This is a genomic window from Bacillus cereus group sp. BfR-BA-01523, from assembly GCF_022662615.1.
GTDB lineage: Bacteria > Bacillota > Bacilli > Bacillales > Bacillaceae_G > Bacillus_A > Bacillus_A mycoides.
Genome location: NZ_JAKUDX010000003.1, coordinates 246,451 through 265,560 on the forward strand (window position 1 = coordinate 246,451; position 19,110 = coordinate 265,560).

Sequence of the window (19,110 nt, forward strand, 5' to 3'; positions counted from 1 at the left end):
TTTTTGTGTGTACCGTACTCTTTTCACTATATCATATTTTCACGAAAAAAGTCTGGATTATCCCTTTTCTCGCAATACGAATTGCACTTTCTTATTATTCGTACTATTATAAAAATAATGAACTAACATTAAAATAAGGAGGTATTCTATGCAATTTACAAATACAAACTTTACTGATGCAGTCGTTGATCTAACTCTTTTAACTGAGATTATGGAAAACAATCATTTTGTACTTGCCGGACAATGGGATTACGAACGCGTTACATATGATTATAAATTTGAAATATTAAAGGATATTTATTATTTACGTGTACAAGGATTTGCTGTTGAAGGTGACATCGGCGGCAGACACGCTCAAGTAAAACTATTGCCACCCTTATTAGGAAAACATTATTATCCTCATGGCGTTGAATATAGCGATGATGAGATTTTTCCAACGAATGTACTTCAAAAAAGCGAACAACTCCTACAAAATATTGAAAAAGAGTTAAAAGAATTTCAAATTATTGAATAACAAAAAAACTAGCGCATTAACACGATGCGCTAGTTTTTATTTCGTCTGCAAATAAGGAGGTAACTCTTGCAGCTGCTCTTTATCCTTTTCACGCTCTCTACGTGCCCATTTAAAGAACACATAACCGATAATCGTACCGTACACTATTTCCTGGACAATTTTCATAATAATACCACCTGTTTGCTGGTCTTGTACTACCGGCATCCAATGTAAAAATTCTGGTCCAGTTATATTTAAATCTGATAAAGTACCCGCCGGTACACAGAGTTCCATTGCCTTCATCCAAGCGGCCGAATCTGTATATGTTGCAAATAATGGTGCAGTCGCAAAAATTATTAACGCACAAGCTGGCGTTAATAAAATACCATTAGCAAACATGTAACCAAGCTTCTTAATATCACTTAAAGTTTGATATTCTGGCAGTGGATTTAACATCGGCCACCACATCATCATTGCTGCAAAAAACAATATAGCAAGGCAAATAGGATGCGCTATTTGACTTTGTTTTACTGCATCAAAAACAATTGGCAAATGATAAAAGGAAAACAGGCCATTAAATACAAACAACGCAATAAGCGGCTTAGCAAAAAACTTTATCACAATTTGAACGAACTTAAAAGAAGTAATATAACGATATAACCAAACAGGTATACCAAGCAGTAATAACGGAGGCACCGCAATATACATTACTGCCATCTCAAACATATGTGCACTAAATATGATATGACCAATTAAATCAATAGGTCCTCCCTTTACAACATACAAAAGAACAATCCCGGTCGTAAAATAAAAAATTTGCTTCTTACTTACCTTCGTCGCATTTTCAAATCGCGTTCTATACGGTCCAATAATTAAAAAATAACTAATAAGAATCGAGATCATAAATAATAAAAAAATTGGACTCCATAAAGCTTGAAAACCAAATACCCATAAGTTTTCCATTTCCACACCTACCTTTTCAAAATTCTTATATTTCATATAAAAAGAGGGCTTTGATATATCAGAGCCCCCTACTATCACTGTTTAAATCCACACAATTGTCATAAAGGCTAATATTGTTAATAAACCAATTAACAATCCAGAGTACAAGAAGAAACTCGCCGCTTCATGCCCTTTATGACTCATATGCATGAAATAATATAACTGAAATATAACTTGAATGACTGCTAACAATAATATAAATGGAACCGAAAAAATCGGGCTAAATGTTTTCGGATATGCCACCGCTGCAAATGCAACTAATGTTAAAAAAATCATTAGTGAAAATGTAACAACTTGGTGCTTCATTTCCTCTGCACTTTTTCTCTTCCGATAAACAAGATCCACCTTAGGATTATTCGTTTGCTTAACCGCCATTGTTTATCCCACCATTCCCATCAAATATACTACAGTGAAAATAAACACCCAAACTACGTCAATAAAGTGCCAATAAATTGATGCAACATAAAACTTTGGTGCGTTGTATAAATTTAAGCCTCTCTTCGCGTTTCTAAAGATTAATGTTAAAATCCAACATAATCCAAACAACACGTGGAGCCCGTGTGTACCAACAAGAGCATAAAATGCAGAACCAAATGCACTACTTCTCATAGTATGCTTAAATTCATGCGTATAATGATAAAACTCATATATTTCAAACCCCAAAAATCCTAAGCCAAGCAACACTGTTACAAGTAACCAAAGTTGCATTTTCTTAAAGTTAAAATTTTTCATATGATACATTGCGTATACACTCGTTAAACTACTTGTTAACAAAAGCATCGTCATAATGAAAACGAGTGGCATTTGAAACATCTCTTGAGATGTTGGTCCACCATTTGTAGAGTTCTTTAACGCTAAATATGTGCCAAATAAGGAAGCGAACAACACTGTTTCGCCTCCAAGAAATAACCAAAAACCAACAAACTTATTTTTCCCCTCAAGGGTTGCTTTTTCAGGCTCTGCTGGAAATGTTTCATTCGTTAATTTCTCATCTACATGCATTACGCCTTGCCCCCCTTATCATCTAAATCTTCCTTATGAATATGATATCCATGATCATCAATTACTGAACGAAGGAACATTGTACCAAACGTAATGATTAAACCGATAATCGCTACTAATAACCAAAATTTATCTTTGCCACCCTGCATATACATCGCACCGAATGCTGCTATGAATAAGCCTAGAGAAATGATAAATGGTGAAAATGAAGCATTTGGCATATGAATATCACCAACTGGTTCCGCTGCTGTCATCTCTTTATTACCTTCACGTTTTTCAATCCAAAACGGATCTAACCCGCGAACAAATGGCAATTGTTTAAAATTGTATTCCGGTGTAGGTGCTGGCATTGTCCATTCTAATGTACGTCCATCCCATGGATCACGGCCAGCCTTCTCTTTTGATACCGTTGTTTTTATTACATTGAATAAAAGAACAATCGTTCCAAGAGCCATAAACACAGCTCCGATAGAACTAATCATATTCCCCATTTCCAACCCTTGGCCCTCAAGATATGTGTAGTAACGACGCGGCATACCGATTAGACCTAGGAAATGCTGAATAAAGAACGTTAAATGGAAACCGATAAAGAATAACCAAAATGTTATCTTACCTAATGTTTCATTTAATACTTTATTAAACATAAGTGGCCAATAATAATGCGCACCTGCAAGTAAACCAAATACAACACCACCAACAATTACATAATGAAAGTGTGCTACTACGAAATAGTTATCATGAAACTGATAATCAGCTGGTGCAGAAGCAAGCATAACACCTGTAACTCCACCCATAACGAAGGATGGAATAAAAGCTACCGCCCACATCATTGGTGTTGTAAACCTAATACTTCCACCCCACATTGTAAAGAGCCAGTTAAATATTTTAATACCCGTTGGAACTGCAATCGCCATTGTTGCAACCGAGAAGATAGCATTTGCAACAGGCCCAAGACCAACAGTAAACATATGATGCGCCCATACCATAAATCCTAAAAACCCTATTAATACTGTCGCGAACACCATAGAGGAATAACCGAATAATCGTTTTTTCGAAAATGTGGCGAAGATTTCTGAGAATATTCCGAAAGCTGGGAGTATAAGAATGTATACTTCCGGATGACCGAAGATCCAGAATAAATGCTCCCATATAATCGTGTTCCCACCTAGTGCCGGATTAAAGAAACTTGTGCCAAATAAACGATCTAACATTAAAAGTCCTAATCCTACAGTTAATGGTGGAAATGCAAATAAAATAAGTGAAGATGTTACAAATGTTGTCCATGTAAACATCGGCATGCGCATGTACGTCATCCCTGGCGCGCGCATATTAATAATTGTAACAAGGAAGTTAATACCTCCAATTAATGTACCAATACCTGATATTTGCAAGCCGAGTACATAAAAATCAACACCATGTCCTTTAGAGGCTAAAGCTAAAGATGCATACGATGTCCACCCTGCATCAGGCGCTCCTCCTAAAAACCAACTTAAATTTAAAAATAATCCACCAAAGAAAAATAACCAAAATCCGAGCGAATTCAAAAACGGGAACGCCACATCACGTGCTCCAATTTGAAGTGGTACAGCGGCGTTCATAAATGCAAACACGAGTGGCATAGCTGCGAGGAAAATCATTGTTGTACCGTGCATCGTTAATACTTGATTATAAGCATCCCCAACAAGAAAAGCATTGTTAGGAATCGCTAACTGCAGGCGAATAAATAGTGCTTCTATTCCACCTATTACAAAAAACAATCCACCTGCAATTAAATAGAGAATGGCAATCTTTTTATGGTCTACTGTCGTTAAATAATCCCATATGACAGCACCCATCCCCTGTTTTTTTGCTACAGAACTCACGTTTTCAACCTCCCCTTCGCAAATGATCCCTCTTTATTTTTCAATCTTTAACGTTTGTAAATATGCATTTAATGCATTAATTTGATCATCCGTTAAGTTGCCATATTTACCAGTCATTTTATTACCTGGTTTCATATTTTCAGGATCTTTGAGCCATTTTTTTAAGTTCTCTTCATTATTTTCGGCAATACCAGCAACCATATCGCGATCTGCGAAGTTTGCTAAGTTCGGTGCGATACGAGCAGAAGGTGGTCTACTATCATTTGATCCAACTGCATGACAACCAATACAGCTTTTATTAAATATTTCTTGACCCTCTTGCGCCTTTGTAGAAGCTACTTCTTTTTTTCCATCAATCTTCTTCATGTCAGCAAGCCACTTTTTGTACTCGCTTTCATCCAGAGCTTTCACTTTGAACTGCATTAAAGAATGTGATGGGCCACAAAATTCTGTACAAAAACCATTATAAGTGCCCGATTTATCTGCCTTTAACCACATTTTGTTTACATTATCTGTATTTGTATCCATTTTCCCAGCTAAAGATGGAACCCAAAACGAATGTTTAATATCGGCACCCTTCAAATTCAAATACACTTTCTTACCTGTGGGGATAACTAAATCTTGAGAAGTTACTATTTTTTCTGATTTATAAGAAAATTCCCACCAATAAAGATTCGCTGTTACATCAACAACGATAGTATCTTTATCAATATTCTTTTTCTCCATCGCACTTACATCAGCAAGCTTGAATGTATATGTAACAGTCGGAACAGCCAAGATTAACAAAAGAATAATCGGAATGACTGTCCATATAATTTCTAGTTTGTGATTTCCTTCAACTTGCTCTGGAATATAATCTTCCTCACCCTTTTTTTGTCGGAAACGCACAATTACATATAAGAAAATAATAGTAACTACAAGTACTACTCCTACCATGATTGCACTCGCTAGTAAGAGCAAATCATATTGCATTTTTGCTACTTCCCCTTGCGGAATTAAAGTAGACTGAAAAGCTTTACCGCATCCCCCTAACAGTAAAGCCAGCAGTGAAACGAACGAAAGCAGTCGCCACTGTTTCTTCATACAAACAACCCCCACTTTCTTTGTGAATTAGATTGTACTTTATAGTTAAGTAAAGTAAATCTCAACGTAAAGAAATCCAATCATGTCGTTGTCTTAGAAGAATGTAACTACAATCATTGACACAAATAAGATTGTTAAGTAATTCAGGGAATAAACAAACATTTTTACGGACCACTTGATGTCATCTTGCTGACGGAAGCCATAAAGCCCTAATGCGATCCATCCGATGTTAAGCAATGTTGCAATTACCATGAATGTTATTCCAAGTCCACTCATATAAAATGGTAGTGGTAATAAACATACTGTCCAAATCATAATCTGACGTTTCGTAATATCAAATCCCTGTACAACAGGAAGCATTGGGATTCCTGCATTTCGATATTCATCAACACGCTTCATCGCTAATGCGAGGAAATGTGGGATTTGCCAAATAAACATAATTAAAAATAACATCCAAGCAATTGGATGATTTAAAGACGGATCAATTGCCGCCCATCCAATTAAAGGTGGAACTGCTCCTGATATACTACCTACAACAGTATTTAACGTATATTTTCTCTTCGTCCATAACGTATATAAAACAACATATGTGAAGGCACCAATAAATGAGATTAACACTGCCATCGGTGTAGTAAGTAATAAAAATACAAAGCCAAGAAGTAAAATTACAAGTCCAAATGCAAGTGCAAAGCCAGGTTTATATTTACCTGTTACCGTTGGACGGTTTTTTGTTCTTTCCATTAATGGATCGATATCTCGGTCAATGTAGTTATTTAAACAACATACCCCTGCCATAATTAATGCCGAACCAACGATTGTGAAAAATAACTTATCTAGATTGTCCATAACACTCAATCCATTAAAATGTAAAGCCAACCAAAATCCTGTAAATACAGTAAGTGTATTTGAGTTTACAATCCCCATTTTAACGAGCGCTGATAAATCTTGTAACCGAGTTGTTTCCGGTACAATTGAAACAGCTGACTCATCATGCAGCTCACTTGTTGCATGGTTCATCACTTTAACCCCCTCTTAAACCTATCATCTTTCTAAGCATATATTTCATGTGAAATATTTCGCTTCTATATAGCAATATTATTACAGTAGAAATATTGTTAACCCATTCTACTACTAATCTACGCCCATACTCCAATATATTAAATCACATTTCCCGAACATTTTGTGAAGAAAACATGAACTTTTTGTGTCGAACATTAAAAAACTTTATTCTAATTTATCCTTATCATAACATGATGTTATCTTCTATAATAAACTATTTTGTCATATTTAGCATGTATTCTCCCCATTTCTTTTCAAAATAGCCTGAATTCCTCCTAAAATATGTATTTTAAATCCCATTTTTTTCTTTATAATACGTACGTTGTCCTCGCCCTCCATTTCTTTGCTATTTTATTATTTTTTATATATCATAGGACTGTAGCACGTTTTATTCTATACATAATGGAATGAAAATATTTCGCAATAACTTCATAGCAGAAAGATGGTGAAAGAGATTGCAACGCTTTATTAAATGGTTAGCAGTCATTACAAGTCTCGATTTATTAGTAGTTTTACTAGGAGGCGCTTTAGTTACAAAAACGGGTTCAGGCCAAGGATGCGGCAAATCATGGCCTCTTTGTAACGGTGAATTTGTTCCATCTAATTTATCAATGGAGACCATTATTGAGCTAAGTCACCGCTTAACATCTGGATCAGCCGGAATCCTTGTTACTCTTCTTTGTATCTTGTCCTGGAAATATTATAAACATGTGCGCGAAACAAAGACGTTAGCAATTTTATCCTTCGTATTTTTAGTTGCACAAGCATTAATGGGGGCGGCGGCGGTTGTTTGGGGTCAAATGCCTGCTGTATTAGCTATTCATTTCGGTATTTCCTTAATTTCATTTGCTTCTGTCATCTTGTTAACGTGTCTTATTTTTGAAATTGATCAGAAATTTGATGCACGTTCACTTATTATGGACAAAAAAATGAAATTTCATATTTATGGTGTAACAATTTACAGTTATATCGTTGTCTACACAGGAGCTTTAGTACGTCACGAACGAGCTACCTTAGCCTGTCCAGACTTCCCTTTATGTAGCAAAAGTAGACCTATGCCAACTCAACTACATGAGTGGGTTCAAATGGGACATAGAGTTGCAGCGATGTTAATTTTCGCTTGGATACTATATGCGATGATTATCGCTATTCGCCATTACAAGCAGCAGCGTGTAGTATACTGGGGATGGATTATTTCATTTATCCTTGTTACACTTCAAGCTATAGTAGGGATTTTGGTCGTATTTACAAATGCTAGTTTAGCAATGGCATTATTACATTCGCTCTTCATTTCTTGCCTGTTTGCTGTACTATGCTATTTAGTTATGATAGGTACAAGAAGTACAGTCAATGCAAAAGAAACTGAATCAACTTCTAAGCAAACAAAATAAAGTATAAGTAAAACTATAATACCTTGCCAATTCGGCAAGGTATTATTTACACACAAAAAAGAGCTGCTTTCGCACAGCTCTTTTTCTTTATTTTAATGATCTAATTCAATGAGTAAATCTCCCGTTTGAATTGCATCCCCATCATTTACATATACTTTTTTCACTTTACCACTAAATGGCGCTTGAACCGTCGTTTCCATTTTCATAGCTTCTGTAATTGCCATGGAATCACCTTTTTTCACTTCATCGCCTTCTTTTACAACTACTTTAATAACAGTTCCCGGCATCGTTGCGCTAATATGATTTGGATTTTCACGATTCCCCTTCACACGCTGTGCAACAGTTGATTTCACGTTTTCATCTTTCACTACGATTTCACGCGGTTGTCCATTAAACTCCAGGTAAAGCACACGATTTCCATCTGGCTGTGGCTCCCCAATGGAAACTAGTTTAACCATCAATGTTTTACCTTGCTCGATTTCCACATCAATTTCTTCACCAAGTCTCATACCATAGAAGAATGTCGGTGTATCAAGTACAGACACATTTCCATAAATCCCAGCAACTTTTTCGTAGTCCATAAATACTTTTGGATACAATGCATATGCGACTACATCAAAAATTGTTACTTCGCGTCCAAGTTTGTGGAATAACTCTTCTTTTAAAGCATCGAAATCTACTGGTTCTAATAATTCACCCGGTCTTACTGTTAATGGCTCTTTCCCTTTTAAAATAATTTTTTGTAATTCTTTCGGGAAACCACCATATGGTTGTCCTAAATCTCCAGAGAACATTTCAACAACAGATCCTGGGAAGTCCATAGCATGTCCACGTTCTAAAATATCTTGTTCTGTTAGGTGATTTTGAACCATAAATAATGCCATATCACCGACAACTTTAGATGATGGTGTTACTTTTACAATATCGCCAAACATATCATTAACACGGCGATACATCACTTTAACTTCATCAAAGCGATCTCCTAAGCCAACCGCTTTTGCTTGTTGTTGAAGATTACTATACTGTCCACCCGGCATTTCATGCATATATACCTCTGTGTGAGGAGCATTCATACCACTTTCAAATGGAGCATAGTATTTTCGTACATCTTCCCAATAATGAGATAGTTTTTCTAATGAGTCTATATTAACATCTGGTTGTCTTTCGTTTCCACCTAACGCATAGTATAGTGTATTCGCACTTGGTTGTGACGTTTGACCAGCCATTGAACTCACCGCTACATCGACAATATCAACACCTGCTTCAATTGCCTTCGTATACGTTAAAATACCATTTCCGCTCGTATCGTGTGTATGCAGGTGAATTGGAATCGACACCGTCTCTTTTAATGCTGAAACTAAATCATATGCTGCGTTTGGCTTTAGTAAGCCCGCCATATCTTTAATTCCTAAAATGTGAGCTCCTGATGCTTCCAACTCTTTTGCTAAATTTTTATAATAATTTAAATCATATTTACTGCGTAACGGATCATGAATGTCTCCTGTGTAACACATTGTTGCTTCTGCAATTTTACCAGTATCTCGTACAGCATCAATTGCAACTCTCATGCCTTCTACCCAGTTTAAGCTATCAAAAATACGGAACACATCAATTCCAGCTTGAGCAGAACATTCCACAAATTTTTGAATTAAATTATCTGGATAGTTTTTGTAACCTACTGCGTTTGAAGAGCGAAGTAACATTTGGAATAAAACGTTTGGCATTTTTTCACGAAGATCTAGTAATCGTTCCCATGGATCTTCTTTCAAGAAACGATACGCAACATCAAACGTTGCACCGCCCCACATTTCCGCTGAGAATAAGTTTGGTAACATTCTCGCTGTCGGCTCTGCAATGTGATGTAAATCTTTTGTACGAACACGAGTTGCAAGTAATGACTGATGTGCATCACGGAATGTTGTATCAGTTAAAAGTACACGCTTTTGATCTTGTACCCACTTTACTAATCCATCCGCTCCACGCTCATCCAAAATTTGTTTCGTTCCATTTTGCATTGGCTCTGAGTGTATCACATTTGGTATACGAGCATCTGGGAAAATTGGTTTCTCTTTTTTCCCTACTCCTGGGAAGCCATTTACTGTTACTGTACCAATATAATTTAACATTTTTGTTCCGCGGTCTTTACGTTTCGGGAACAAGAATAGTTCAGGTGACGCGTCAATAAATGAAGTGTCATATTCTCCTGATAAGAAGTTTTTATGTTTTACTACATTCTCTAGGAATGGAATATTTGTTTTAATACCACGAATACGGAATTCTTTTAAGTTACGTTCCATTTTTGCAGCGGCTTGTTCAAAAGTAAGTGCCCAAGTAGTAACTTTTACAAGTAAAGAATCGTAGTATGGTGTAATAACTGCACCTTGGAAACTATTACCTGTATCAAGACGAACACCAAAACCACCGCCTGATCGGTATGCCATAATCTTTCCTGTATCCGGCATAAAGTTATTAAGTGGGTCTTCTGTCGTTACACGAGATTGGATTGCAAATCCATGCACAACCACTTCCTCTTGCTTAGGAACACCTACCATTTTGCTATGTAATGCATGTCCATCAGCTATTAAAATTTGCGATTGAACGATATCCACTCCTGTAATCATCTCTGTAATCGTATGTTCAACTTGAACACGTGGGTTTACTTCAATGAAGTAAAACTCATCACCTTTTACAAGGAATTCTACCGTTCCAGCATTTAAATAATTTACATTTTTCGTTAACTTTACTGCAGCATCACAAATACGCTGACGCAAATCATCTGAAAGCGACACGCTCGGTGCAATTTCAACTACTTTTTGATGGCGTCGTTGTACAGAGCAATCACGCTCATACAAATGAACAACATTACCTTCTTCATCTGCTAAAATTTGTACTTCTATATGTTTAGGTTTTTCAACGAATTTTTCAACGTACACTTCATCATTACCAAAGGCTGCTTTTGCTTCTGATTTCGCGCGATTATACGATTCTCTTAATTCTTCACTAGCACGTACAATACGCATACCGCGACCGCCGCCACCAAGGGATGCTTTAATAATAATCGGGTAATCATACTTTTCAGCAAATTCTTCAACTTCTTCTATTGAATTTACTGGACCATCACTACCAGGAATAATTGGAATTTGTGCTAGCTGCGCTTGTGTTCTTGCTTTAACTTTATCTCCAAACATGTCTAAATGCTTACTTTTTGGACCGATAAAGATAATCCCTTCTTCTTCACAACGTTTTGCAAATTGAATATTTTCTGACAAGAAACCATATCCAGGGTGGATTGCATCTACATGATTACTTTTCGCAATCTCAATAATGCCTTCAATATCTAGATAAGCATCAATTGGCTTTTTTCCTTCCCCAACTAAATAGGACTCATCGGCTTTATAGCGATGATAAGAACCGCTATCCTCTTTAGAATAGATTGCAACTGTGTTTAATCCAAGTTCTGAACATGCTCGGAACACACGAATTGCTATCTCTCCACGGTTAGCTACCAATACTTTTTGAATACGTTGCAGCTTTGTCATGATTTTCCCCCTCTATTTTCCTACCACTCTAGAGATAAAATACATACACACTCTAAAGAGCGTGAAGTTCTTCACTTTCTACATTATATTATACTTAGAAAGCTTCACTTTATTTTTATCCATCATACCTTATTTTTCAACAAATGATAAGTTTTCTGATCAATTTGTTTCACAAAAATAGTATAGCATACCTCTTCCTTTTCTAACAACAATATTGTATATCACATTCACTTAAATGTAATATACTTTTCATTTTAAAACAATCAATATTGTATCACATTTAAAACCTAACAAAATAAAAAACACATTGAACTCTAGAGCTCAATGTGTTTTTTATTTTACAACAACAAGATGCGGTCCACCTTGCCCTATTTCTGTATTCATTTCATTCTGTAATTTCTCTTGTCGTTTTACATGACTAGCAATATTTAACAGTATACCCATTGCAAGTAAATTAGCCAATAAAGAACTACCACCATAACTTACAAACGGTAATGGTACTCCTGTAAGCGGTATTAACCCAGACATACCACCGACATTTATAAAAGTTTGCACTCCAAGCAAGCTTGCAATTCCGATAGCTATTAAACTTCCAAACGGATCTTTACACTTTTGTGCAATTCTAAATGAACGAATAATAATGAGTAACAAGCAAATCAAAATAACAGCTACACCAATAAAACCTAGCTCTTCAGATATAATTGCCATAATAAAATCTGTTTGCGGTTCTGGTAAGTAGCCATATTTTTGGACACTGTTCCCTAACCCTCTACCGTTTAGCTCTCCTGAAGCAATTCCAATAAATGAATTTATTAATTGGAATCCATCCTTTTGCGGATCGCTAAATGGATCAAGAAAAACTGAAAAACGTGCCTTTTGATATGGGCTTAATGCATAATTTCCGAGAAAATATAGTGCCGGAATCCACACTATAGAAGTTAAAACAATTCGTTTAATCCATAAGTTAATCCGGACTCCCGAACAAAGAAACATAATTCCTACCGTTCCCGCAATTAACAAATCGGTACCTAAGTCATTTTGAAGTAAAATTAATCCCATCGCTCCACCAACAACAGCTAGAGGAGGAATTATCCCTTGTACAAAAGCTGTTTGCGTTTCTTGTTTCTTAGCAAAAAAGTTTGCTAACGTAATAATAACCGTTATTTTCACAAACTCAGCTGGTTGTATACCTAATATCCATCCTTTTGCACCATTTACGTCCTTACCGAAAATCAAGGCTGCTGATAATAGACCAATACTCCCTATTCCCATTGCGATCAAAACTATTCGCTTTCTCCACAACTTATAAGGAATAGCAACGATAATCGCTAACATTATCGTTCCAATAGCTAAAGCAATTAATTGTTTTTTAAAAAAGTAATTTGCTGGCCAGTTATGCCTCGAAATCGCAACAATGGAACTAGAACTATATACCATTATAACTCCCAACACACATAAGATAACAAGAGGAAGTAATAAGGAATAATCCATCGATTTCCATACTTTTTTCATTTCATTTCCTCTTTCTGTTTCAATTTAATTATTGTTGTATTCCATATGTATATAGGTTCTTCCTTCTTTATTATACAAATAAAAAGCCCAAACTATTTCAGTTTGAGCCCCCTTATTTGAACCCGTTATTGTTGTTTGTTTGTAAATGCTTCATGAAGTGCAGACAACTCACGTTCGAGCTCTCCTAACATTGCTTTCCCTTGTTCTTCTCCAATAAGACCAAGGCGAACCGCAAAATCGACCTCGCGGGATAGTCCAAACATTTGTGTGTCTAAAACTTCTTCATATAATGGACATTGCGGCATTGTAAGATTGTCCATTTGTACCTTAATAAGTCTTAAAATCTTCTCTGCATCCGCTTGTAGAAGGGCTAGTGCCTTTTCCTGATGATTTGATACTGTCTCAGACGCCAAATTGATTCCCTCCGTTTCCGTCCTACTCTCTCATATCTATTAATATTAGCGATAGTTTTAATAAATTGCAATAGAAACATTTTTTGTGACAACAGTGCCTAATACTATTATACTGAAAAGTGGGAGTATAACACAAATGGGGGAACAACAATGAGCGAAATTTTATTTATTAATGGAAAAGTTCGTTTTCCAATCACTATCGATCCAACTGTATGGATTTTCGATGATCGAAAAATAGATTTGACAACCTACTTTGATGAAACTAGAGAAGCATCATCCGAATTAGAAACATACTTAAAACATACTTCAGAGCATTGGGATCGCGAAATCCGTGATGGTGCTGCCTTCCCGCCAATACAACAAAGTGTAAAGAAATATAAAAAAGAACAGCTTATTAACGGGACGTTTGGCATACCACTTCATCCATTTCTAAAAAATGCTGAAATTTTAGAAGATGCTACTCATGTCGAAATTGCAACCACAGACAATACAATTACACTTCCGTTAGAAACAGCCCATAAAGCTATTCTCGGTTTTTCAAAAGAAGGTAAACCATTACGAGAAGACGGGCCTGTTCATCTATATTTCCATGATGGATCTAATAGACAAAATCCGATTCGTAACATCCGTAAATTTACAATCATTTAAATTGTATAATTAAAAGGCAAAAAAGGAGTGAGCTTAAGCTCACTCCTTTTTATAATAAATCCGCTGCTAGTTGTGCTAAATTAGAACGCTCTCCTTTAACAAACTTTACATGACCACTAATACGTTGTTCTTTAAACTTCTCTACAACATATGTTAAACCGTTATTATATTCATCTAAATACGGGTGATCAATTTGCTGAGGATCCCCCATTAATACAATCTTACTTTTTTCGCCTACCCTTGTTAATATCGTCTTTACTTCATGCTTCGTTAAATTTTGTGCCTCGTCAATTATAATGAATTGGTCTGGAATACTTCTCCCGCGTATATAGGTAAGCGCTTCTACTTCAATCGAACCCATCCCAGCTAAAATAGCATCTAGCTCCCCAGGCTTTTTCGTATTGAATAAATACTCTAGATTATCAAAAATCGGCTGCATCCACGGTCTTAATTTTTCCTCTTTCTCTCCTGGTAAATAGCCTATATCTTTCCCTACCGGTACAATTGGTCTCGCGACAAGTAGTTTTTTATATAACCCTAAATCTTCCGTTTGCATTAGTCCCGAAGCTAATGCGAGTAACGTTTTTCCTGTACCGGCTTTCCCTGTTAACGTTACAAGTGGAATATCTTCCCGAAGTAGCAATTCTAATCCCATAATTTGCTGCACGTTTCGTGGGCGTATCCCCCACACTTGTTCATTGTGAAAAATAAGTTTTTTTACCTTCTTACCTAAATGATCCACAATCCCAAGTGCAGAACTAGAACCCCCTAGTGCATCTTTCATTACAACAAACTGATTTGGATAAAAAGGATGATTTGCGATTTCAGATAAAGGCAGTTCACCTTTTTCATAAAAATAATCTAACTGTTCTTTTGATATATACCCTTCTAAAAATCCTGAATATATATTTTCCACTTCGATTACTCGGTCACTTAAATAATCTTCGGCCTGCAATCCGATTGCATCAGCTTTTACCCTTACGAGTACATCTTTACTTACTAAAATAACTGATTTCCCGTCCTCTTTTTCTTGTTCTTCTAAAGAGAGGTTTTTCGCTACCGCTAAAATTCGATTATCATTTGTTTTTTCTACAAAAATATCTTGCAGTTGAACAAACGAGCGATGATTTAATTCAATACGAAATGTACCGCCGTTTTCTAACGGAATACTTTCATGCAGCTTTCCTATTTCGCGAAATTTGTCGATTAACTTAGATACATAGCGAGCATTTCGTCCTACTTCATCCATATAACGTTTTTTCGAATCAACCTCTTCTAATACAACTGCTGGAATCACTACTTCATTTGTTGCAAATGAAAAAATAGATAAAGGATCCTGCAAAAGTACATTCGTATCTAACACATAAATTTTATCCAACCTGTTACCCCCTGACTCCACTTTTAAATTTGTAGAACAAGGGTTTCATCCATAAAATATGGACGAACCATTGTTATAATTATATGTACCGTAAAAACGAGGTAGAATCGAAACTCATAGAAATTAAACCTTTTCTTTATTTTTTATTCATTTCTATTCAATATATTACTTTTTATTATAATTTTTCACATTAAATCACAATACTCACTTGTAAAAGTTTATGAACGATGTTCCTATTCATCTTCTTTATAATTCTTTCATTCCTACTAATACTTGGTTATCAAGCTTTTTAGCTGCTCGAAGATCATATGTTTTTTCATATGTTGGTTCAGTAGCAAGTTTCGCACCATAAAACATAACATCACGAACTTCTTGTACATTCACTTCTACTACCGTTAATTTTAGAGGAATCCCTTCCATTCTATCTGTTAAAATTTCACTTTCACCACTTATGGAAAATACGGATTCATTCGCCATTATAGTCAATACAACCCCTGCACTATGCCGTATATTCCCCACAATACGTGAGCGTTGATCTACCGCAAATCGAATACTAGTTTCACTCACTGCATATACCCAAGAAATAGCACTTACGTTAGGAATTTGTTTTTCGAAATCTGTTGTTGCTATCATAACGATACACTCTTTACGCAAAGATTGTACTAAATCACCTGTCAATGTAGGCTCAACTACATTCGCCATATTTCCACCTCCAAATATTATTTATATATCCTTATCATAACCTATTTTTCGAATTGCGAAAATATTATTTTTTCCCGCTATTATTCAAAAACATTATACTTCCATGATATACTTATACTGATAGAATTCGTATTGAGGTGACGAAATGAGAGTCAAATGTATGATTTGTGATAAAAAAGATATGTTAGATGACGAAAATCCTATGGCAAAAAAACTGCGTAATCGCCCTATTCATACATATATGTGCATGGAATGTACCGAACGCATTGCAGAGCGTACTATGGAACGCCATGCAAGTGGTAATTTCCGATTATATCGTGATAAAAAAGTAGAAGACGATTGGTAAACCGTAAATAAGTCCTTAATCATATAGATAAGGACTTATTTGTATTTTTCTGGTTCACGATTCATCTGATCCAAAAAACAATCAATGGCTTCTACTGGAAATCTTGCACACCTTATTTCTCCATCAATTTCATATGTAATTAAATACATTTCCTCGTTCTTTTCCACTTCTACATTTCGTAATTTATGCTCTTCATATATCATATTTCGAAATAATACATACGTTTCTTGTGCAGCGCTATCATCTGGACGCGCTTCCGCAACCGTTTTAATTGTTAACCAATTATATAGTGCATCTTGTACTGAGCGCATGAAACTCCCCCTTTTCACCCTGCCTTTTGTTGTTTCGCTTGACGTAAACGTAATCTATAAATTCCAAGTACAATCGCCGCTACAACGAGCCCCTCTCCAACTGGTAAAAAAACTGCAAAGAAAGTTAATACCGTGCATCCAATTGCTAAAGATATGTATATTACTATATTTTTTAGCACTGATAGCTTCCTTGCAAATCCTAAATTATATACAAGTGCACTCAATATAATAATTGTTCCATAAAGTAACCACATCCCTAGTTCTGGATTTTCATCAACTTTGCACAATTTCGCGAAAAATGACATTCTTTCTAACACTATCTTTCCTCCCTTCTCATAAAAACAAATTTTCTTTATGTACTTAATACAAGAGTAACTCGCAAAAAAAATACTGTCCACAAAAAAGAATAAATATTCTAAAAATAAACAAAATAAAAAAAAACAACTACCTTTTATAAAGGTAGTTGTTTTTTTATTTTTACGCTTCTACAGATTTCTTTTTCTTAGCAGCTCTTTCGCGCTCACTCTTATCAAGAATCTTTTTACGTAGACGAATTGATTCTGGAGTTACTTCACAGAACTCATCATCGTTTAAGTACTCTAATGACTCTTCTAAAGTCATTAAGCGTGGTTTTTTCATTGTTGAAGTTTGATCTTTCGTCGCAGAACGAATGTTCGTTTGTTGTTTCATTTTTACAACGTTAACTGTTAAATCATTCTCACGTGTATGTTCTCCAACGATCATACCAGCATATACTTCTGTACCTGGTTCAACGAAGATTACACCACGGTCTTCAACTTGCATAATACCGTATTGTGATGCTTTTCCTGCTTCAAGTGAAACTAGAACACCTTGACGACGTCCACCCACTTGTCCAGCATGTACTGGTTGGTAGCAATCAAATGTATGGTTTAAAATACCATAACCACGAGTTAATGTTAGGAATTCTGTTGTGTAACCAATTAACCCACGTGCTGGAACCATGAAAGTAAGGCGAACTTGACCGTTTCCGTTATTCACCATATCTAACATTTCACCTTTACGTGCGCCCATTGATTCCATAATAGAACCAGTGTATTCTTCAGGAACATCGATTTGTACGCGCTCTACAGGCTCACTTCTTACGCCATCGACATCTTTAATAATTACTTCAGGCTTAGATACTTGTAGTTCATAACCTTCACGACGCATGTTTTCAATTAAGATAGATAAATGTAACTCTCCGCGTCCAGATACGATCCATGCATCAGGAGAATCTGTATTATCTACACGTAAACTTACATCTGTCTCTAATTGTGAACGAAGACGCTCTTCAATTTTACGAGAAGTAATGAATTTACCTTCACGACCTGCAAATGGGCTGTTATTTACAAGGAATGTCATTTGTAATGTTGGCTCATCAATACGTAATAATGGTAAAGCCTCTTCATGCTCAACCGGACATACCGTTTCACCTACGTTAATGTCTTCCATACCTGAAACAGCTACTAAATCTCCAGCTTTTGCTTCTTCAATTTCTTGACGTTTTAATCCAATGTAACCAAATAATTTAGTTACACGGAATTGTTTTACACTTCCGTCAACTTTCATTAATGCAACTTGTTGTCCTACTTTCATTGTACCGCGGAATACGCGTCCAACCCCAATACGACCAACATAGTCATTGTAATCAAGAAGTGCTACTTGGAATTGAAGTGGCTCTTCGCTGTTATCAATTGGTGCTGGAATATGTTCAATGATTGTGTCAAACAATGATTTCATATTCTCTTCTTGATTTGCTGGATTTGAATCTAAGCTTGCTGTTCCGTTCATTGCTGATGCAAATACAACTGGGAACTCTAATTGATCTTCGTTTGCACCAAGTTCGATGAATAAGTCAACTACTTCATCAACTACTTCATCAGGGCGAGCGAAGTCACGGTCAATTTTGTTTACAACAACGATTGGAGTTAAGTTTTGCTCAAGAGCTTTCTTTAAAACAAATCGTGTTTGTGGCATACAACCTTCATATGCATCAACTACAAGTAGAACACCATCAACCATTTTCATGATACGTTCTACTTCTCCACCGAAGTCAGCGTGACCAGGTGTATCTAAAATGTTAATTCTTTTATCTTCATAGTGAATCGCAGTATTCTTCGCTAAAATTGTAATACCACGTTCTCTTTCTAGATCATTTGAGTCCATTGCGCGTTCTTCAATATGTTCATTCGCACGGAACGTCCCCGCTTGACGTAATAACTGGTCAACAAGTGTTGTTTTACCATGGTCAACGTGGGCAATAATTGCTATATTTCGTAAATCTTGTCGTTTTTTCAACATGTCCAACTCCTAATGTCTTTTTAATCCTTCTCTATTATAAGAGCGAA

18 protein-coding genes are annotated in these 19,110 nt (G+C 36.0%); 4 read left to right on the top strand and 14 right to left on the bottom strand.

Translation table 11 applies throughout. The features are described from left to right. Nucleotides 1–148: 148 nt before the first annotated feature. The gene (locus MR066_RS09530; protein ID WP_242246923.1) at nt 149–514 is read left to right on the top strand and encodes a YugN family protein; all 366 of its coding nucleotides are present in this window, start codon (nt 149–151) and stop codon (nt 512–514) included. Nucleotides 515–550: 36 nt separating this feature from the next. Here the strand turns inward: MR066_RS09530 and ctaG are convergent, their stop codons facing one another. The 6 genes from ctaG to cyoE all read right to left on the bottom strand — a co-directional run bounded on the left by ctaG (nt 551) and on the right by cyoE (nt 6,459). Then, nucleotides 551–1,456 (bottom strand): cytochrome c oxidase assembly factor CtaG, encoded by a 906-nt coding sequence (ctaG, locus tag MR066_RS09535; RefSeq protein WP_012261616.1) that lies wholly within the window; start codon nt 1,454–1,456, stop codon nt 551–553. An 81-nt stretch (nt 1,457–1,537) separates the two neighbouring features. Further along, on the bottom strand, nt 1,538–1,870 hold the full coding sequence (ctaF, locus tag MR066_RS09540) for a cytochrome c oxidase subunit IVB (RefSeq protein WP_002014776.1): 333 nt from the start codon (nt 1,868–1,870) through the stop codon (nt 1,538–1,540). 3 nt (nt 1,871–1,873) lie between these two features. Continuing rightward, nucleotides 1,874–2,497, bottom strand: coding sequence for a cytochrome c oxidase subunit III (ctaE, locus tag MR066_RS09545; RefSeq protein WP_000557861.1), 624 nt, complete (start codon nt 2,495–2,497; stop codon nt 1,874–1,876). Next, on the bottom strand, nt 2,497–4,332 hold the full coding sequence (gene ctaD / locus MR066_RS09550; protein ID WP_002014777.1) for a cytochrome c oxidase subunit I: 1,836 nt from the start codon (nt 4,330–4,332) through the stop codon (nt 2,497–2,499). The genes ctaE and ctaD overlap by 1 nt, the downstream gene beginning before the upstream one ends. A 60-nt stretch (nt 4,333–4,392) precedes the next feature. Continuing rightward, a complete protein-coding gene (gene coxB, locus MR066_RS09555) occupies nt 4,393–5,442 on the bottom strand; it encodes a cytochrome c oxidase subunit II (protein WP_002088304.1) in 1,050 nt (349 codons plus the stop codon). A 93-nt stretch (nt 5,443–5,535) separates the two neighbouring features. Continuing rightward, a complete protein-coding gene (cyoE, locus tag MR066_RS09560) occupies nt 5,536–6,459 on the bottom strand; it encodes a heme o synthase (RefSeq protein WP_002142959.1) in 924 nt (307 codons plus the stop codon). Nucleotides 6,460–6,956: 497 nt separating this feature from the next. On the opposite strand from cyoE, the gene ctaA reads away from it, so the two are divergent. Then, a complete protein-coding gene (ctaA, locus tag MR066_RS09565; RefSeq protein WP_002088309.1) occupies nt 6,957–7,892 on the top strand; it encodes a heme A synthase in 936 nt (311 codons plus the stop codon). A 92-nt stretch (nt 7,893–7,984) separates the two neighbouring features. Here the strand turns inward: ctaA and pyc are convergent, their stop codons facing one another. The 3 genes from pyc to MR066_RS09580 form a co-directional block, all read right to left on the bottom strand. After that, entirely contained in the window at nt 7,985–11,431 is a 3,447-nt protein-coding gene (gene pyc / locus MR066_RS09570; protein WP_012261618.1) for a pyruvate carboxylase, read from the bottom strand. A gap of 333 nt (nt 11,432–11,764) precedes the next feature. Then, on the bottom strand, nt 11,765–12,943 hold the full coding sequence (gene ftsW, locus MR066_RS09575) for a putative lipid II flippase FtsW (RefSeq protein WP_002138114.1): 1,179 nt from the start codon (nt 12,941–12,943) through the stop codon (nt 11,765–11,767). Nucleotides 12,944–13,068: 125 nt separating this feature from the next. Then, the gene (locus MR066_RS09580; RefSeq protein ID WP_002088314.1) at nt 13,069–13,356 is read right to left on the bottom strand and encodes an Fpa/YlaN family protein; all 288 of its coding nucleotides are present in this window, start codon (nt 13,354–13,356) and stop codon (nt 13,069–13,071) included. A gap of 150 nt (nt 13,357–13,506) precedes the next feature. Between MR066_RS09580 and MR066_RS09585 the strand changes: the two genes are divergently transcribed. Next, a complete protein-coding gene (locus tag MR066_RS09585) occupies nt 13,507–14,004 on the top strand; it encodes a molybdopterin-binding protein (protein ID WP_002142965.1) in 498 nt (165 codons plus the stop codon). Between the two features lie 49 nt (nt 14,005–14,053). Here the strand turns inward: MR066_RS09585 and MR066_RS09590 are convergent, their stop codons facing one another. Together MR066_RS09590 and MR066_RS09595 are read right to left on the bottom strand one after the other, a co-directional pair. Next, entirely contained in the window at nt 14,054–15,382 is a 1,329-nt protein-coding gene (locus MR066_RS09590) for a PhoH family protein (RefSeq protein WP_002088317.1), read from the bottom strand. Between the two features lie 246 nt (nt 15,383–15,628). Further along, the gene (locus tag MR066_RS09595; protein WP_002014791.1) at nt 15,629–16,084 is read right to left on the bottom strand and encodes a PNPOx family protein; all 456 of its coding nucleotides are present in this window, start codon (nt 16,082–16,084) and stop codon (nt 15,629–15,631) included. Between the two features lie 145 nt (nt 16,085–16,229). On the opposite strand from MR066_RS09595, the gene MR066_RS09600 reads away from it, so the two are divergent. Further along, on the top strand, nt 16,230–16,430 hold the full coding sequence (locus MR066_RS09600) for a YlaI family protein (protein WP_002111485.1): 201 nt from the start codon (nt 16,230–16,232) through the stop codon (nt 16,428–16,430). 35 nt (nt 16,431–16,465) lie between these two features. Here MR066_RS09600 and MR066_RS09605 read toward each other — a convergent pair whose 3' ends face one another. The 3 genes from MR066_RS09605 to typA all read right to left on the bottom strand — a co-directional run bounded on the left by MR066_RS09605 (nt 16,466) and on the right by typA (nt 19,063). After that, complete coding sequence (locus MR066_RS09605; protein WP_002033723.1) at nt 16,466–16,741, bottom strand: hypothetical protein; 276 nt, start codon at nt 16,739–16,741, stop codon at nt 16,466–16,468. A gap of 14 nt (nt 16,742–16,755) precedes the next feature. Next, a complete protein-coding gene (locus MR066_RS09610) occupies nt 16,756–17,058 on the bottom strand; it encodes a YlaH-like family protein (RefSeq protein ID WP_000893662.1) in 303 nt (100 codons plus the stop codon). Between the two features lie 160 nt (nt 17,059–17,218). After that, nucleotides 17,219–19,063, bottom strand: coding sequence for a translational GTPase TypA (gene typA, locus MR066_RS09615; RefSeq protein ID WP_002014867.1), 1,845 nt, complete (start codon nt 19,061–19,063; stop codon nt 17,219–17,221). Nucleotides 19,064–19,110 lie beyond the last annotated feature (47 nt).

Excerpts from the sequence above, each read along its gene's own strand:
- MR066_RS09530 (WP_242246923.1), top strand. The coding sequence starts at position 149 with ATGCAATTTACAAATACAAACTTTACTGATGCAGTCGTTGATCTAACT.
- ctaG (WP_012261616.1), bottom strand. The coding sequence starts at position 1,456 with ATGGAAAACTTATGGGTATTTGGTTTTCAAGCTTTATGGAGTCCAATT.
- ctaF (WP_002014776.1), bottom strand. The coding sequence starts at position 1,870 with ATGGCGGTTAAGCAAACGAATAATCCTAAGGTGGATCTTGTTTATCGG.
- ctaE (WP_000557861.1), bottom strand. The coding sequence starts at position 2,497 with ATGCATGTAGATGAGAAATTAACGAATGAAACATTTCCAGCAGAGCCT.
- ctaD (WP_002014777.1), bottom strand. The coding sequence starts at position 4,332 with ATGGGTGCTGTCATATGGGATTATTTAACGACAGTAGACCATAAAAAG.
- coxB (WP_002088304.1), bottom strand. The coding sequence starts at position 5,442 with ATGAAGAAACAGTGGCGACTGCTTTCGTTCGTTTCACTGCTGGCTTTA.
- cyoE (WP_002142959.1), bottom strand. The coding sequence starts at position 6,459 with ATGAACCATGCAACAAGTGAGCTGCATGATGAGTCAGCTGTTTCAATT.
- pyc (WP_012261618.1), bottom strand. The coding sequence starts at position 11,431 with ATGACAAAGCTGCAACGTATTCAAAAAGTATTGGTAGCTAACCGTGGA.
- ftsW (WP_002138114.1), bottom strand. The coding sequence starts at position 12,943 with ATGAAAAAAGTATGGAAATCGATGGATTATTCCTTATTACTTCCTCTT.
- MR066_RS09585 (WP_002142965.1), top strand. The coding sequence starts at position 13,507 with ATGAGCGAAATTTTATTTATTAATGGAAAAGTTCGTTTTCCAATCACT.
- MR066_RS09595 (WP_002014791.1), bottom strand. The coding sequence starts at position 16,084 with ATGGCGAATGTAGTTGAGCCTACATTGACAGGTGATTTAGTACAATCT.
- MR066_RS09600 (WP_002111485.1), top strand. The coding sequence starts at position 16,230 with ATGAGAGTCAAATGTATGATTTGTGATAAAAAAGATATGTTAGATGAC.
- MR066_RS09605 (WP_002033723.1), bottom strand. The coding sequence starts at position 16,741 with ATGCGCTCAGTACAAGATGCACTATATAATTGGTTAACAATTAAAACG.
- typA (WP_002014867.1), bottom strand. The coding sequence starts at position 19,063 with ATGTTGAAAAAACGACAAGATTTACGAAATATAGCAATTATTGCCCAC.